We start from the raw sequence: 15170 nt of genomic DNA on the forward strand, positions 1-15170 counted from the left end.
AAGGGCACACAGCGTATGGAGAGTTACGAGCCCGAGCGCCTCACGCCGGCCCAACTGGCGGCCATGAGGCGATCCCTGACCAGCGGACGCGGCGCCCTCACGCGCCGCTCCCTGCTGCGCGCCTCCGGCATGGGGGCGCTGGCCGTCGGCGGCATAGCAACCCTCGGCGCGTGCGGCATCCCGCCCGCCAAGCGCGCCGAGACCGGTACGGCCTTTGACGACCACTCGGACAAGGAGAAGGAGGTCGCCTTCTCCAACTGGACCGAGTACATGGACGTCAGTGAGGACGAGAAGAGCCGTCCCACCCTCCAGGCGTTCACCAAGCGCACCGGGATCAGGGTCAAGTACACCGAGGACATCAACGACAACGTCGAGTTCTTCGGGAAGATCAAACCGCAGCTCGCGGCCGGCCAGAACACCGGGCGCGACCTCATATGCGTCACCGACTGGCTCGCCGCCCGCATCATCCGGCTCGGCTGGGCACAGAAGCTCGACCCCTCGAACCTCCCGCACGCCTTCGCCAACGTCTCCGCCCAGTTCCGCACCCCCGACTGGGACCCGGGCCGCGCCTACTCCTATCCCTGGACCGGCATCCCGACCGTCATCGCGTACAACGTGAAGGCGACCGGCGGCCGCAAGGTCGACTCCGTCACCCAGCTCCTCGACGACCCGAAGCTCAAGGGCCGCGTCTCCTTCCTCTCCGAGATGCGCGACTCCGTCGGGATGACCCTGCTCGACCAGGGCAAGGACCCGGGCAAGTTCACCGACGCCGACTTCGACGGCGCGATCGGCCGGCTCCAGAAGGCCGTCGACAAGAAGCAGATCCGCCGCTTCACCGGCAACGACTACACCGCCGACCTCAGCAAGGGCGACATCGCCGCCTGCGTCGGCTGGGCCGGTGACATCATCCAGCTCCAGGCCGACAACCCGGACATCAGGTTCGCGATCCCGGCCGCCGGTTACATCACCTCCAGCGACAACCTCCTGGTCCCCGCGCAGGCCCGGCACAAGACCAACGCCGAGAAGCTCATCGACTACTACTACGAGCCGCCGGTCGCCGCCCAGCTCGCCGCGTACATCAACTACGTCTGCCCGGTCGACGGCGTACGCGAGGAACTGGCGAAGATCGACGAGTCGATGGCCTCCAACACGCTGATCCTCCCCGACAGGGAGATGGCGGCGAAGTCCCGCTCCTTCCGCTCCCTGAGCACGGAGGAAGAGACGGCGTACGAGGAGAAGTTCGCCAAGCTCATCGGCGCCTGACCCGGCGGCCACCGGAACGCCACCGGCCCCGCCCACTCCGAACTCCCCCGAACACACTGGGACTGCGACCCATGACACAGCAGCAGCAGACCGCGGGCGGCGATGTCCGCCTCGCCGGGATCGGCAAGACCTACGGTTCCTTCACCGCCGTGCACCCGCTCGACCTGACCGTGCCCCAGGGCTCCTTCTTCGCCCTGCTCGGCGCGTCCGGCTGCGGCAAGACCACCACCCTGCGGATGATCGCTGGCCTGGAGGAGGCCACCACCGGCACGGTCTTCCTCGGCGACCGGGACATCACCGACCTGCCCCCGTACAAGCGGCCCGTCAACACCGTCTTCCAGAGCTACGCGCTCTTCCCGCACCTGGACATCACCGAGAACGTGGCCTTCGGGCTGCGCCGGCGCGGCATCAAGTCGGTCAAGAAGCAGGTCGACGAGATGCTGGAGCTCGTCCAGCTCGGCGACTTCGCCCGCCGCAAGCCGCACCAGCTCTCCGGCGGCCAGCAGCAGCGCGTCGCCGTCGCCCGCGCCCTCATCAACCACCCGCAGGTCCTGCTGCTCGACGAACCCCTCGGCGCCCTCGACCTCAAGCTCCGCCGCCAGATGCAGCTGGAGCTGAAGCGCATCCAGACCGAGGTCGGCATCACCTTCGTGCACGTCACCCACGACCAGGAGGAGGCCATGACCATGGCCGACACCGTCGCGGTGATGAACGGCGGCCGCGTCGAGCAGCTCGGCGCCCCCGCCGACCTCTACGAGAACCCGCGCACCACCTTCGTCGCCAACTTCCTCGGCACCTCCAACCTCATCGAGGGCGAGATCGTCTCCACCGCCGACGACCTGGTCGTGGCCGCGGGCGGCGGAAAGCTCACGCTGCCCCGCGAACGGTGTTCGGCCTCCTCCACCAGCAACGGCGCCCGTCTCCTGCTGGGCATCCGGCCCGAGAAGATATCGCTCGCCCACACGGACGACGCCGACACCATCGCCGCGGGCCGCAACCGCGTCACCGGCCGTATCACCGACTCCAGCTTCATCGGCGTCTCCACCCAGTACGTGGTCGAGAGCCCGGCCGGCACCGCCCTCCAGGTGTACGAGCAGAACATCGAACGCGACACCCGCCTGGTCCCCGGCGCCGAGGTCGTCCTGCACTGGAACCCCGCCCACACCTTCGGCCTCGACGCCGCCCAGGACATCGACGCGGGCGCCACCGGCGTGGAGGACGCGGAGTGAGCGCCACCGAGGCGCCGCCCGCGCCGACCCCGGACCCCGAGGCGCCCCGGGAGCTGACGCTCCGCAAGCCCTCCACCCGCAAACGGCTCGTCCCCTACTGGCTGCTGCTGCCCGGCATCCTCTGGCTGCTCGTCTTCTTCGCCCTGCCGCTCGTCTACCAGGCCTCCACCTCCGTACAGACCGGCTCGCTGGAGCAGGGCTTCGAGGTGACCTGGCACTTCCAGACGTACGTGGACGCGCTGCGCGAGTACTACCCGCAGTTCATCCGGTCCCTGCTCTACGCGGGCACCGCCACGATCCTGTGCCTGCTGCTGGGCTACCCGCTCGCCTACCTCATCGCGTTCAAGGCGGGCCGCTGGCGCAACCTCGTCCTGGTGCTGGTCATCGCCCCGTTCTTCACCAGCTTCCTCATCCGTACGCTGGCGTGGAAGACGATCCTCGCCGACGGCGGCGCGGTCGTGGACGTGCTCAACACCCTGCACGTCCTGGACGTCACCAGCTGGCTCGGCTGGACCGAGTCCAACCGGGTCCTGGCCACCCCGATGGCCGTCGTCTGCGGTCTGACGTACAACTTCCTGCCGTTCATGATCCTCCCGCTCTACACCTCGCTGGAGCGGATCGACGGCCGGTTGCACGAGGCGGCGGGCGACCTCTACGCCACCCCCGCCACCACCTTCCGCAAGGTGACGTTCCCGCTCTCCATGCCCGGCGTGGTCTCCGGAACCCTGTTGACGTTCATTCCGGCCAGCGGCGACTACGTCAACGCCGAACTGCTCGGATCCACCGACACCAAGATGGTCGGCAGCGTCATCCAGAGCCAGTTCCTGCGGGTCCTGGACTATCCGACGGCCGCCGCGCTCTCGTTCATCCTCATGGCGATCGTCCTGCTGATGGTCACCTTCTACATCCGCCGCTCCGGGACGGAGGACCTGGTCTGATGCCCGTACTGCGCTGGATACGCCGGAACCTGGTCGTCATCGCGGGTCTGCTGACCCTCGCGTACATGATCCTGCCGAACATCGTCGTGATGGTGTTCTCCTTCAACAAGCCCAAGGGGCGCTTCAACTACGCCTGGCAGCAGTTCTCACTGGACGCCTGGAAGGACCCCTGCGGCGTCGCCGACCTCTGCGGCTCGCTCTCCCTCTCGCTCCAGATCGCCTTCTGGGCGACGCTGGGGGCCACCGCGCTCGGCACCGCGGTCGCCTTCGCGCTCGTCCGCTACCGCTTCCGGGCGCGCGGCGCGATCAGCTCGCTGATCTTCCTGCCGATGGCGATGCCCGAGGTCGTCATGGCCGCTTCCCTGCTCACCCTCTTCCTGAACATGGGCGCCGAGCTCGGCTTCTGGACGGTCCTGATCGCCCACATCATGTTCTGCCTCAGCTTCGTGGTGACCGCCGTCAAGGCGCGCGTCATGTCGATGGACCCGAGACTGGAGGAAGCCGCCCGCGACCTGTACGCGGGCCCTGTGCAGACCTTCGTACGGGTGACCCTCCCCATCGCCGCCCCCGGCATCGCGGCGGGAGCGCTGCTCGCTTTCGCGCTCTCGTTCGACGATTTCATCATCACGAATTTCAACGCGGGCTCCACGGTCACGTTCCCCATGTTCGTCTGGGGATCGGCCCAGCGCGGCACGCCCGTGCAGATCAATGTCATCGGCACCGCCATGTTCGTGATTGCGGTACTGATGGTTCTTGTCGGTCAGCTCATCGCGAGCCGCCGCAAGAGCAGCGCTCAGAACTGAAATTCCTGAAGGAGTTGGAAACCATGGCCCCAGCTGCCATGCGTACTGCTGCACAATCGATCGCCGGCGCCAAGCCGGTCTCCTACTGGCTCGACGACCCGGCCAAACCCGACGCGCTCCCCGCCCTCACCGGCGACGAGCACACCGACCTCCTGGTCGTCGGCGGCGGCTACAGCGGACTGTGGACCGCGCTCATCGCCAAGGAGCGCGATCCGGAGCGGGACGTCGTCCTCATCGAGGGGCACGAGGTGGGCTGGGCCGCCTCGGGCCGCAACGGCGGCTTCTGCGCCGCCTCCCTCACCCACGGGCTGGCCAACGGCGTCGAGCGCTGGCCCGACGAGATCGCGAAGCTGGAGGAGCTGGGGGAGCGGAACCTCGACGCCATCGAGGCCGCCGTCGCCCGCTACGGCATCGACTGCGAGTTCGAGCGGACCGGTGAGATCGACGTCGCCACCGAGCCCCACCAGCTCGATGAGCTGCGGGAATGGCACGAGGAGATCGTCAAGCTCGGTATCACCGGCGTCGACTTCCTGGACCGGGACGCCCTGCGCGCCGAGGTCGACTCGCCCACCTTCCTCGGCGGGCTCTGGGACCGCCGCGGCGTCGCCATGCTGCACCCGGCGAAGCTCGCCTGGGGCCTGAAGCGGGCCTGTCAGGGACGGGGCGTCCGGATCTACGAGCACACGCGCGGCCTCGACCTCGTCCGCTCCGGTACGGGGATGGCGGTCCGCACCCCGTACGGCCGTGTCTTCGCCCGCCGGGTCGCGCTCGGGACCAATGTCTTCCCCTCGCTCGTCAAGCGCGTCCGGCCCTACACCGTGCCGGTCTACGACTACGCGCTGATGACCGAACCGCTCACCCCCGAGCAGCTCGCGTCCATCGGCTGGAAGGGCCGCCAGGGACTCGGCGACAGCGCCAACCAGTTCCATTACTTCCGGCTCTCCGCGGACAACCGGATCCTCTGGGGCGGATACGACGCCATCTATCCGTACGGGGGCCGGCTCAGCTCCGATCTCGACCAGCGTCCGGAGACGTTCCTGAAATTGGCGGAGCAGTTCTTCACCTGCTTCCCGCAGCTTTCCGGGCTGAATTTCACGCATGCCTGGGGCGGTGCGATCGACACCTGTTCCCGCTTCACGGCATTCTTCGGAACGGCCTATCAGGGGCGGGTCGCCTACGCCGCCGGATTCACCGGTCTCGGCGTCGGATCCACTCGCTTCGGGGCCGACGTGATGCTCGATCTGCTCTCCGGCGAAGAGACGGAACGGACCCGGCTGGAGATGGTCCGCTCCAAGCCGATGCCCTTCCCGCCGGAGCCGTTCGCCTGGGCCGGGATCGAGATCACCAAGCGGTCCCTGGCCCGCGCCGACAGCAACGGCGGCCACCGCAACCTGTGGCTGAGGGCCATGGACAAGCTGGGTCTCGGCTTCGACAGCTGACACCCCGCCCGGCATGTGACCCACTTCACTGCCGACTGGTAGCCCGAACCCGCGTCACAGTCGGGGCCGAGCGCTCTCTCGCACGTGTACGCACCGGCGGAACCCCGCCGGTGTTCACGTCAACGGGAGGCTGATCATGACGGGACCGGAAACGAAAGCCGCGATCGAGTGGCTCACATCGGTGGCACCGGATCCGGGCGCCTGCCGGTGGGAATGGGAACGCAACCCGCAGGGGATCGCGCTCCTTCCCGCCGGCAGGCGCTGGGACGTGCTGATCCTCCCCGGTGAGCTGGGCTGTCCCACGCTCGACGTCCTCACCCGCCTCGTCGACCGCCCGGGTCCTGTTCTGGCGGACTTCGGGGAGGCCCGTATGGGCTTCTTCGTCCCGCCGGGCACCGTCTCCCGCTGGATCGGCACGGGGGTCAGGGGCTGCGGCCAGGGCACCTGGATCGTCGTGCCGTATCCGGGGCGTGCCGCCGGGGGAGTGCGCTGGCTCATCCCGCCGGACGGCTCGGGAACCCTCACCGACGCCGCGCTCCTCGAACTCGCCATGCACGAGGCGGCGGGCGCCGCCGCCCGGGACGCCCGGGGTGCCCATGGAGGCTGGGACCCCCGTGAAGGGCGCCCGGAGGGCTGAGCGGGTTGCCAGAGGTCTTGACAACCCTATTGGTCTGGACCATGTTGTGCGCACGCCACACCCCGAATTCCCCCCTGCGCGGAGGCTGTTGTGGAACGCACCGGACCCATCGTCAGATTCTCCAGACTTCTGGCCGCCTGCTCGGCCGGCCTGCTCGCCGTCGGAGCCCTGGTCACCTCGGCTCCGGTGGCGGGCGCCGCCGACGTGGACCTGGTGCGCAACGGCGGCTTCGAGGCGGGCCTGGACGGCTGGAGCTGCGCGAACTCCAGCGGGGCTGCCGTCACCGCACCCAAGCGCACCGGCGCCCTCGCGCTCAAGGCGACGCCGGCCGGCAGCGACCACGCCAAGTGCTCCCAGACCATCACGGTCAAGCCCAACTCCTCGTACACCCTGAGCGCCTGGGTGCAGGGCAGTCACGTCTACCTCGGCGCCTCCGGCACCGGCACCACGGACGTCTCCACCTGGACCCAGTCCTCCGGAGCCTGGAAGCAGCTCACCACCACGTTCACCACCGGCCCGAACACCACGGCGGTGAGCGTCTACACCCACGGCTGGTACGGCACCCCCGCCCACTACGTCGACGACCTCACCCTCGTCGGCCCGGGCGGCGACCCCGTCGTGGTCCCGGCCGTCCCCGGCGGCCTGAAGACCACCGCGCTCACGTCCACCTCCGTGGCGCTCTCCTGGAACCCCGTGTCCGGCGCGAGCGGCTACCACGTCTACCGCGGTGGTACGAAGGTGGCCACGGCCACCGGCCCCTCCGCCACCGTGACGGGCCTGACGCCCTCGACCGCGTACAGCTTCCAGGTCACCGCCACCAACGCGGCCGGGGAATCCGCGAAGTCGGCGGCGATCACGGCGACCACCACGGCAGGCGGAGGCGGGGGCGGCGACACCAAGCTCCCCGCCCGCGCGCTCGTCGGCTATCTGCACTCCAGCTTCGCCAACGGCTCCGGCTACACGCGGATGGCGGACGTGCCCGACTCCTGGGACGTCATCAACCTCGCCTTCGGCGAGCCCACCTCCGTCACCTCCGGCGACATCCGCTTCTCGCTCTGCCCGGCCGCCGAGTGCCCGAACGTCGAGTCCGAGGCGGAGTTCAAGGCCGCGATCAAGGCCAAGCAGGCCGCGGGCAAGAAGGTGCTGATCTCGATCGGCGGCCAGAACGGACAGGTGCGGCTCGGCTCCACCGCCGCCCGGGACGCCTTCGTCACCTCGGTCTCGAAGATCATCGACACCTACGGTCTCGACGGCCTCGACATCGACTTCGAAGGCCACTCGCTCTCCCTGGACACCGGGGACACCGACTTCCGCAACCCGACATCACCGGTGATCGTCAACCTGATCGCCGCGGTGAAGTCCCTCAAGGCGAGGTACGGCTCCGACTTCGTCCTCACGATGGCGCCGGAGACCTTCTTCGTCCAGCTCGGCTACCAGTTCTACGGCTCGGGCCCCTGGGGCGGCCAGGACCCGCGCGCCGGCGCCTACCTGCCGGTCATCCACGCGCTGCGCGACGACCTGACCCTGCTGCACGTCCAGGACTACAACTCGGGCCCGATCATGGGCCTGGACAACCAGTACCACACCATGGGCGGCGCGGACTTCCACATCGCGATGACCGACATGCTGCTCGCGGGCTTCCCGGTGGCGGGCGACACCACCAAGGTCTTCCCCGGCCTGCGCCCCGGCCAGGTCGCCATCGGGCTTCCGGCCTCCACCCACGCGGGCAACGGCCACACCACCCCGGCCGAGGTCAACAAGGCGCTCAACTGCCTGATCAAGAAGACCGACTGCGGCTCCTACCAGACCCGCGGAACCTGGTCCGACCTGCGCGGCCTGATGACCTGGTCGATCAACTGGGACCGCTTCAACAGCTGGGAGTTCAGCCGGAACTTCGACGGATACTTCGGCAGCTGACCCACCCGAGGGGCGCCAGCACCAACGGCCCCAGGCACCAACTGGCCAGCACGTCCAGCGGCCAGTGGTAGCCGTGCAGCACCAGACCGATGCCCGTCGCCGTGGTCAGCAGGATCGCGGCGACGGGCATCATCCACGCCCGGGGCCAGGAAGCCTCCCGCAGCCACGCCGGTCGCCCCAGAGCCAGCAGCACCAGGGCCGAGGCCCCGTACGCCACGGCGGCCGTCGCCGTATGACCGGACGGGTAGTAGTTGACGGCCTCCGTCAGGGGCCCCTGCCGGGCGGTGGCCACCTTCAGCGGGATCACCAGCGCGGGCACCGCCGCCATGGTGAGGGCCGCGGACACGGCGAGCCGCAGGGCACGGCGCCCCAGGGCGTACGCGATCGCGCAGCTCAGCACCGGAAGCGCCACGGGCATCCCGCCGAGGTCGGACAGAACCTGGGTCAGCGGGGCCGGGCCCTGCCCGAAGAGTTCTCCGCCCACCCGCTCGTCGAGCCGGAACAGCGGACCCTCGACGACGACCTGCCAGGTGATCAGCGCGAAGAGAACCGCGAGCAGACCGAGAACACCCCAGACGTATCCGGAAACGAGGGGGGCCGGCCACCCGGGAACAGGGGGGGTTGTTCCGGGATGGCCGGCGGGATCGGTTCGCCGCGCGCCCCGGGGGGTGTGGGGCGGGCGGCCGTCCGATCGGTGAGGAGTCCCGGAGCCATCGGCTCCGGCGTGCGCGAACGCACGCTCCGGACGGTGCTGGGGGAGCCCCGGCCCGGAGTCGGCCGCGGTTTCCCGGGGCCGAGGTGTTTCTCTCATCTGCAGAAACCGTACGGCAGTGGAAGGGCGACCGACAGTCGGCACCGCCTCCCGCCATCGCCCCCGCACACCTTCTTCACAGGCCCTCACCCGGACGCCGTACGGCAGCGGCGCGGGACCGCCGCCGTACGCACCCGGGTTCGAGAGATTCAGAGCGTGCCGAACGCCCGCTCGATGATGTCGAGGCCCTCGTTGAGCAGGTCCTCGCCGATCACCAGCGGCGGCAGGAAGCGCAGGACGTTGCCGTACGTGCCGCAGGTCAGGACGAGCAGGCCCTCGGCGTGACAGGCCTTCGCGAGCGCGCCCGCCGCCTCCGGGTTCGGGTCCTTCGTGCCCGACTTCACCAGCTCGATCGCGATCATCGCGCCGCGGCCGCGGATGTCACCGATGATGTCGCCGTTCGGGAGCTTCGCCCGCATCTCGGCGAGGCGGCCCTTCATGACCTCCTCGATCCGCTTGGCCTTCCCGTTCAGGTCCAGCTCGCGCATCGTCTCGATGGCGCCGAGCGCACCCGCGCAGGCCACCGGGTTTCCGCCGTAGGTACCGCCCAGGCCACCCGCGTGCGCGGCGTCCATGATCTCGGCGCGGCCGGTCACGGCGGAGAGCGGCAGGCCGCCCGCGATGCCCTTGGCGGTGGTGATCAGGTCCGGGACGACGCCCTCGTCCTCGCAGGCGAACCACTGGCCGGTACGGCAGAAGCCGGACTGGATCTCGTCCGCGACGAACACGATGCCGTTGTCCTTGGCGAACTGCGCGATCGCCGGGAGGAAGCCCTTGGCCGGCTCGATGAAGCCGCCCTCGCCGAGCACCGGCTCGATGATGATCGCGGCGACGTTGTCGGCGCCGATCTGCTTGGTGATCGCGTCGATGGCCTGCGCGGACGCCTCGGCCCCGGCGTTCTCGGCCCCGGTCGGCCAGCGGTAGCCGTAGGCGACCGGGACGCGGTAGACCTCGGGCGCGAACGGGCCGAAGCCCTGCTTGTACGGCATGTTCTTCGCCGTCATGCCCATGGTGAGGTTGGTGCGGCCGTGGTAGCCGTGGTCGAAGACGACGACGGCGGTGCGCTTGGTGTAGGCGCGGGCGATCTTCACCGCGTTCTCGACGGCCTCGGCGCCCGAGTTGAACAGCGCGGACTTCTTCGCGTGGTCGCCCGGCGTCAGCTCGGCGAGCTGCTCGCAGACCTCGACGTACCCCTCGTACGGCGTGACCATGAAACAGGTGTGGGTGAAGTCCGCGAGCTGCGCGGAGGCCCGCCGCACGACGGCCTCGGCGGACGCGCCCACGGAGGTCACGGCGATCCCGGACCCGAAGTCGATCAGCCGGTTCCCGTCCACGTCCTCGATGATCCCGCCGCCGGCCCGGGCGGTGAACACCGGCAGGGTGGAGCCCACACCCGCGGCGACGGCCGCGGTACGACGAGCCTGCAGCTCGACGGATTTCGGGCCGGGGATGGCAGTGACGACGCGGCGCTCCTGCGGGATTGCGGTCATGCGGGGCTCCTGGGGGTGTTTCGGACGCTCTTCTTTTCTGCAGGCTAGGGGTGGGGGAGGGGTGCGGGCATGCTCCGATCGGGAGTGGTGGGGGGTGTGTCCTTGTCCTTGGCGGACAGGTGGGGGAGCTGCTGGCCGTGCGGGTGCGGGCCGGGTCCGCGGGGGGCCCGACGGTCACTATCCGGGCGCGTTGCTGAACTCACCGTGGGGGCGCACTAGATTGACCGGGGCAGCGGACGGACCGGCAGGTCAAGGGGGCAGTGGTTCATGGACGACGACGGCACGCGGGGTGTACGGGGACCGAGCGCGGACAAGGCCCCCGGACCGGCCGTTCCGCCACCGCCCGCGCACCCGCCGCGGGTACCGAACCCCGCCACCGGCGCGCATCCGGCCGACCGCCACCCGGGCGACCGGAACGAGGGCCTCCGGTACCCGGCAGACCGGCACCCGGGCCCGTCGGCGGAGCAGCGGCGCTCGGGGGCCGCGTCCGCCCCGTCGATGGAGCACCGCCCGGCCGGTCCCGCCCCGGCGGTCCCGCCCACCGCGCCCCCGCCCCCCGGATCCCCGGTCGACGCCTGGCTGCGCACACCCCGCCCCCAGCAGGAACCGGGTGTCTGGCGGTACGGATACACCCCGCCCCCGCCCGAGGAGTCCGAGCGGGTCTCCGACCGGTCGCTGCTCGTCGGCGCACTCATCGCCCTGCTCTCCGCGCTGCTGCTGTGGTCGCTGTGGCGCAACGGTTACCTCCCCTACCGCCTCGTCCCGCTGAAGCTCTTCACCCCGGGGGAGTGGTGGAACCCGGGCACGTCCGGCGGCCCCCGCACCATCGAGGGCAGCGACGCCCTCACGGTGTACGAGGCGATCCTCTTCGGCCTGCTGGCCTACGGCTGCGGCCGGATCGGCAACTTCTCCGAACTCTTCCGCCGCCATGTCGTGGAGCGCGGCCAGCCCTTCCTCGCCCTTGCTGCGGCCGCCGCGGCTGGCCTCACCCAGCTGCTCGTCTGGAAGGAGACGCTCCCGGTCGTCCGCCCGGTCCTGGTCCTCGTCGCCTCCGTGGCGGGCGGCGAGATCTACCAGAGCCAGACCGTCGTCAACGTGATCTACGGGCTGATCGCCGCCGCCGTCCTCTGGCCCTTCGCCCGGCTCGGCCGCTGGCACGATCTGATCGCCACCCGCTGGGGCAGCGGCTCCGCCCCCGCGCCGGCCGACACCTCGGCCCCCGCCACCACGACCTCCGCCGACCAGTGGCCCGAACTGCGCGCCGCGGGCTGGACCGACGCGGCGGAGACCCTCACCGCCGAGGTCCGCACCGGCCGCATGAACGACGTGGACGTGGCCCGGCTGCGCCACGCCTGGGCGCTTGCCACCCGGCGGCCCGACCGGCTCGGCCCCCTCGCGGAGTCCGTCCTGCGGACCGGCGGGGCCGCTGCCCTGCACCCCTCAGGCCACCGTGACCTCCCCCGGCGGACCGCCCGCCACGACGTGCTCACCGGCCAGGTCAGGATCGGCCGGTGCGCCGACGACCCGCACAACCCCTACATCCGCCGGGGTACGGGCCTCGCCCTGGACCCCGCGCTGCTCGGCACCTCCCTGCTCGCTGTCGGGCCACCCGGCGCCGGGAAGTCCGCTCGGCTGATCCGGCCGGTCGTCGAAGCGCTCGCCCTGCGTGCGCTGGCCGGACAGGCGGCGGTCCTCGCCGTCGGCGGGGCGGGTGAGCCGCTCGGCCCGGACGATGCCTTCGACGTCGTCGTCCGCGTCGGCCACCCCGGCTCCGCCCACGACATCGATCTGTACGGCGGCACCACCGACCCCGACGAGGCGGCAGCCATCCTCGCGGAAGGACTCGTCGGCGATGTCGGCAGCCTCGACAGCCGCCGCGCCGCCACCGTCCTCGCCCAACTGCTCGGCCCGTACCGTACCGCCTACGGCCACTTTCCCTCCGTGCCCGAACTTCGCGAACTCCTCGACGGCACACCGGCCGCGTTCGCCGGACTCCGCGCCTCCCTGGAATCCGCCGGGCACCACGCGATGCTCCGGGAGCTGGACGCGCGAGCCCGGCAGGCGGGCGGCCCCGGTGACCCGGCGCCCGCCCTCGCCGACCGGGTGGCCCTGCTCGACCGGTCCACGTTCGCCGGGTTCTTCGCCACCGGCCCGGACGCCCGCCCCTTCGAGCTGCGCGCGCTCGGCCAGTACCCGCTGCGGGTCCGCGTCGACCTGCCGGAGCGCGGCCACGCGGAGGCGTCCCGGCTGCTGACCAGGCTGCTCCTCGCCCAGTTCACGGCGATCACCGCCGCCCGCACCGACACCTCGCTCTTCGTCTGCCTCGTCCTGGACGACGCCACCCACGCCGTCACCGCCGAGACCGTCCGCGGTATCCGCCGGCTGCGCTCGGTCAACGCCGGTGCGGTGCTCGCCCTGCGTACCGTCGACGACGTCCCCGAGGCCCTGCACACCCCGCTGCTCGGCGCGGTCGGCTGCACGGCGGCCTTCTCCGGCATCACCACCTGGGACGGCAAACGCTTCGCCGAGGCCTGGGGCAAGGAGTGGGTGGAGACCCGCGAGGTCGCCCAGCACACCGTCTTCGCCGACCAGCCCTTCACCCGCGCCCTGCACGCCCTGCGCAAGCTCGTCACCGGCAAGGCCGTGACCACGGACGCCGTGACCGTACGGCAGGTCGAGCGGGAACGCTGGTCGGCGTCCGAGCTGGCGTACGGGGTGCCCGCCGGTCACGCGGTGCTCTCCCTCACCACTGTCCAGGGCGAACACGCACCGCCTCTCCTGGTCCACCTCGACGGCTGAGACGGCTCGACCGGCTACCCGGAAGTAACGCAAAGGTCGACGGAGAGCGGTTACCGGCACCCTGCCAGCCTGGCAGAATCGGAGGGAGCCGTTCATACGGGACGGCGAAATACGGGGCCACCGTCACGGCCGGGGGACCGGTCGTCCGTGCGGCGGCGCCCGCGACATCGTCCCCGACCCCGAGGGTTCCCCGCCCATGCCCCCCACGCTCGCCTCGCTCGTCCAGCACTCGGCGCTCAAGCTCACCGTGCGGGCGGGCGCGGACCGGCTCGGCACCCCCGTGCGCTGGGCCCACGCCAGCGAGCTCGCCGACCCCGTCCCGTACATGGACGGCGGCGAACTCCTCCTCGTGACCGCCACCAACCTCGACGCCGAGAACGCCGACTCCATGCGCCGGTACGTGCGGCGGCTGGCCGGAGCCGGAGTCGCCGGGGTCGGCTTCGCGGTCGGGGTCAACTACGACGACATCCCCGAGGCGCTCGTCGACGCCGCCGAGGAAGCGGGTCTGCCGCTCCTCGAAGTCCCCCGCCGCACCCCGTTCCTCGCCATCAGCAAGGCCGTCTCCGCCGCCATCGCCGCCGACCAGTACCGCGCGGTCACCGCGGGCTTCGAGGCCCAGCGCGAGCTGACGAAGGCCGCGCTCGCCGGGGACGGGCCCGCCGGCCTCCTCGCCCGGCTCGCCGCTCACATCGACGGCTGGGCCGCCCTGTACGACACCTCCGGCGTGGTCCTCGCCGCCGCCCCCGACTGGGCCGCCCGCCGCGCCGCCGCCCTCACCCCCGACGTCGAACGCCTCCGGGACAGACCCGCCCCCGCCAGCATCGTCGTCGCCGACAGCGAGGACCGGGTGGAGCTCCAGTCGCTGGGCACCGGCCGCCGTGCCCGCGGCGCACTGGCCGTCGGCACGGGCGCGGCGCTCGGGACCGCCGAGCGGTACGCCGTGCACTCCGCCGTCGCCCTCCTCACCCTCACCACCGCCCGCTCGCGCTCCCTCCAGGGCGCGGAGCAACGCCTTGGCGCCGCCGTCCTGCGGATGCTCCTCGCCGGCGAGCCCGACCATGCCCGGGCCGTCGCCGGAGACCTCTACGGCGGGCTGCTCGACGCCCCGTTCCGGCTGCTGATCGCCGAGGCAGCCGCGCCCGCCGGACCCGAACTGCTCACCGAGACCATGGAGGCCGCCGCCGCCCGTACCGGCGAGGCGCTCCTCCTGGTCCCCGAGGGCGAACGCGTCGTCGTGCTCGCCGCCGACGGTGGAGCCGCCGTCGCCGCCTGCGCCGCCTACGCCGAGGCCCAGGACGACCGCGCCCCGCGCGAGGGCGGCGCCGAGGACAGCGACGTCGTGGTGGGGCTCTCCGCCCCCGCCGGCCCGATCGCTGTCTCCGCCGCGTACAAGCAGGCCGAACAGGCCCTCTCCGTCGCCCGCCGCCGGGGCCGGGCCCTCGTCGAGCACGAGGAGCTGGCCGCCGGTTCGGTTCTCCCGCTGCTCGCCGACGACGCGGTACGGGCCTTCGCCGACGGCATGCTCCGCGCCCTGCACGAGCACGACGCCAAGGGCCGCGGCGATCTCGTGGCCTCCCTGCGCGCCTGGCTCTCCCGCCACGGCCAGTGGGACGCCGCCGCCGCCGACCTGGGCGTGCACCGGCACACCCTGCGCTACCGGATGCGCCGGGTGGAGGAGATCCTCGGCCGCTCTCTGGACGACCCGGACGTCCGCATGGAGCTGTGGCTCGCCCTCAAGGCGACGGCGGCGACCACGCCCGCCGAGGACTCCAGAGGCTGAACGCCGCCCGTCGGGCGGGCGATCCGCGCTCCACCCACACTCCTTCCGCCAATTCGGCGCACCC

General features: G+C 71.4%; 11 protein-coding genes. 9 read left to right on the forward strand and 2 right to left on the reverse strand.

What is annotated here, in order from left to right:
- The first annotated feature begins 15 nt into the window (after positions 1 to 15).
- The 7 genes from CCZ36_RS26695 (at position 16) to CCZ36_RS26725 (ending at position 8226) form a co-directional block, all read left to right on the forward strand.
- Positions 16 to 1263 carry an ABC transporter substrate-binding protein gene (locus CCZ36_RS26695; protein WP_069743969.1) on the forward strand — a complete coding sequence of 416 codons (1248 nt, stop codon included), beginning with the start codon at positions 16 to 18 and terminating at the stop codon, positions 1261 to 1263.
- A 71-nt stretch (positions 1264 to 1334) separates the two neighbouring features.
- A complete protein-coding gene (locus CCZ36_RS26700; protein ID WP_069739297.1) occupies positions 1335 to 2492 on the forward strand; it encodes an ABC transporter ATP-binding protein in 1158 nt (385 codons plus the stop codon).
- The gene (locus CCZ36_RS26705; protein ID WP_069739296.1) at positions 2489 to 3430 is read left to right on the forward strand and encodes an ABC transporter permease; all 942 of its coding nucleotides are present in this window, start codon (positions 2489 to 2491) and stop codon (positions 3428 to 3430) included. The genes CCZ36_RS26700 and CCZ36_RS26705 overlap by 4 nt, the downstream gene beginning before the upstream one ends.
- The gene (locus CCZ36_RS26710; RefSeq protein WP_069739295.1) at positions 3430 to 4233 is read left to right on the forward strand and encodes an ABC transporter permease; all 804 of its coding nucleotides are present in this window, start codon (positions 3430 to 3432) and stop codon (positions 4231 to 4233) included. Before CCZ36_RS26705 ends, CCZ36_RS26710 begins: the two co-directional genes overlap by 1 nt.
- Positions 4234 to 4256: 23 nt before the next feature.
- The gene (locus CCZ36_RS26715) at positions 4257 to 5672 is read left to right on the forward strand and encodes an NAD(P)/FAD-dependent oxidoreductase (protein ID WP_128818727.1); all 1416 of its coding nucleotides are present in this window, start codon (positions 4257 to 4259) and stop codon (positions 5670 to 5672) included.
- A gap of 136 nt (positions 5673 to 5808) precedes the next feature.
- A complete protein-coding gene (locus CCZ36_RS26720; protein WP_128818728.1) occupies positions 5809 to 6309 on the forward strand; it encodes a hypothetical protein in 501 nt (166 codons plus the stop codon).
- A gap of 90 nt (positions 6310 to 6399) precedes the next feature.
- A complete protein-coding gene (locus tag CCZ36_RS26725; RefSeq protein ID WP_128818729.1) occupies positions 6400 to 8226 on the forward strand; it encodes a chitinase in 1827 nt (608 codons plus the stop codon).
- Here CCZ36_RS26725 and CCZ36_RS26730 read toward each other — a convergent pair.
- Positions 8192 to 9037, reverse strand: a complete 846-nt coding sequence (locus tag CCZ36_RS26730; protein ID WP_128818730.1) for a phosphatase PAP2 family protein — start codon at positions 9035 to 9037, stop codon at positions 8192 to 8194. The two genes, CCZ36_RS26725 and CCZ36_RS26730, sit on opposite strands and share 35 nt — an antisense overlap.
- Positions 9038 to 9186: 149 nt before the next feature.
- Positions 9187 to 10527 carry a 4-aminobutyrate--2-oxoglutarate transaminase gene (gabT, locus tag CCZ36_RS26735; RefSeq protein WP_069739290.1) on the reverse strand — a complete coding sequence of 447 codons (1341 nt, stop codon included), beginning with the start codon at positions 10525 to 10527 and terminating at the stop codon, positions 9187 to 9189.
- A gap of 267 nt (positions 10528 to 10794) precedes the next feature.
- Here gabT and CCZ36_RS26740 point away from each other — a divergent pair, with 267 nt between their 5' ends.
- The gene (locus CCZ36_RS26740) at positions 10795 to 13326 is read left to right on the forward strand and encodes an ATP/GTP-binding protein (protein ID WP_128818731.1); all 2532 of its coding nucleotides are present in this window, start codon (positions 10795 to 10797) and stop codon (positions 13324 to 13326) included.
- Positions 13327 to 13522: 196 nt separating this feature from the next.
- Positions 13523 to 15106, forward strand: coding sequence for a PucR family transcriptional regulator (locus tag CCZ36_RS26745; RefSeq protein WP_128818732.1), 1584 nt, complete (start codon positions 13523 to 13525; stop codon positions 15104 to 15106).
- Positions 15107 to 15170 lie beyond the last annotated feature (64 nt).

Source organism: Streptomyces sp. S063 (assembly GCF_002832675.1).
Taxonomy (GTDB): Bacteria; Actinomycetota; Actinomycetes; order Streptomycetales; family Streptomycetaceae; genus Streptomyces; species Streptomyces sindenensis.

Bases quoted from the DNA above. Each gene is read 5' to 3' on its own strand.
- CCZ36_RS26695 (WP_069743969.1), top strand. From the start codon at position 16: ATGGAGAGTTACGAGCCCGAGCGCCTCACGCCGGCCCAACTGGCGGCC.
- CCZ36_RS26700 (WP_069739297.1), top strand. From the start codon at position 1,335: ATGACACAGCAGCAGCAGACCGCGGGCGGCGATGTCCGCCTCGCCGGG.
- CCZ36_RS26710 (WP_069739295.1), top strand. From the start codon at position 3,430: ATGCCCGTACTGCGCTGGATACGCCGGAACCTGGTCGTCATCGCGGGT.
- CCZ36_RS26715 (WP_128818727.1), top strand. From the start codon at position 4,257: ATGGCCCCAGCTGCCATGCGTACTGCTGCACAATCGATCGCCGGCGCC.
- CCZ36_RS26720 (WP_128818728.1), top strand. From the start codon at position 5,809: ATGACGGGACCGGAAACGAAAGCCGCGATCGAGTGGCTCACATCGGTG.
- CCZ36_RS26730 (WP_128818730.1), bottom strand. From the start codon at position 9,037: ATGAGAGAAACACCTCGGCCCCGGGAAACCGCGGCCGACTCCGGGCCG.
- gabT (WP_069739290.1), bottom strand. From the start codon at position 10,527: ATGACCGCAATCCCGCAGGAGCGCCGCGTCGTCACTGCCATCCCCGGC.
- CCZ36_RS26740 (WP_128818731.1), top strand. From the start codon at position 10,795: ATGGACGACGACGGCACGCGGGGTGTACGGGGACCGAGCGCGGACAAG.
- CCZ36_RS26745 (WP_128818732.1), top strand. From the start codon at position 13,523: ATGCCCCCCACGCTCGCCTCGCTCGTCCAGCACTCGGCGCTCAAGCTC.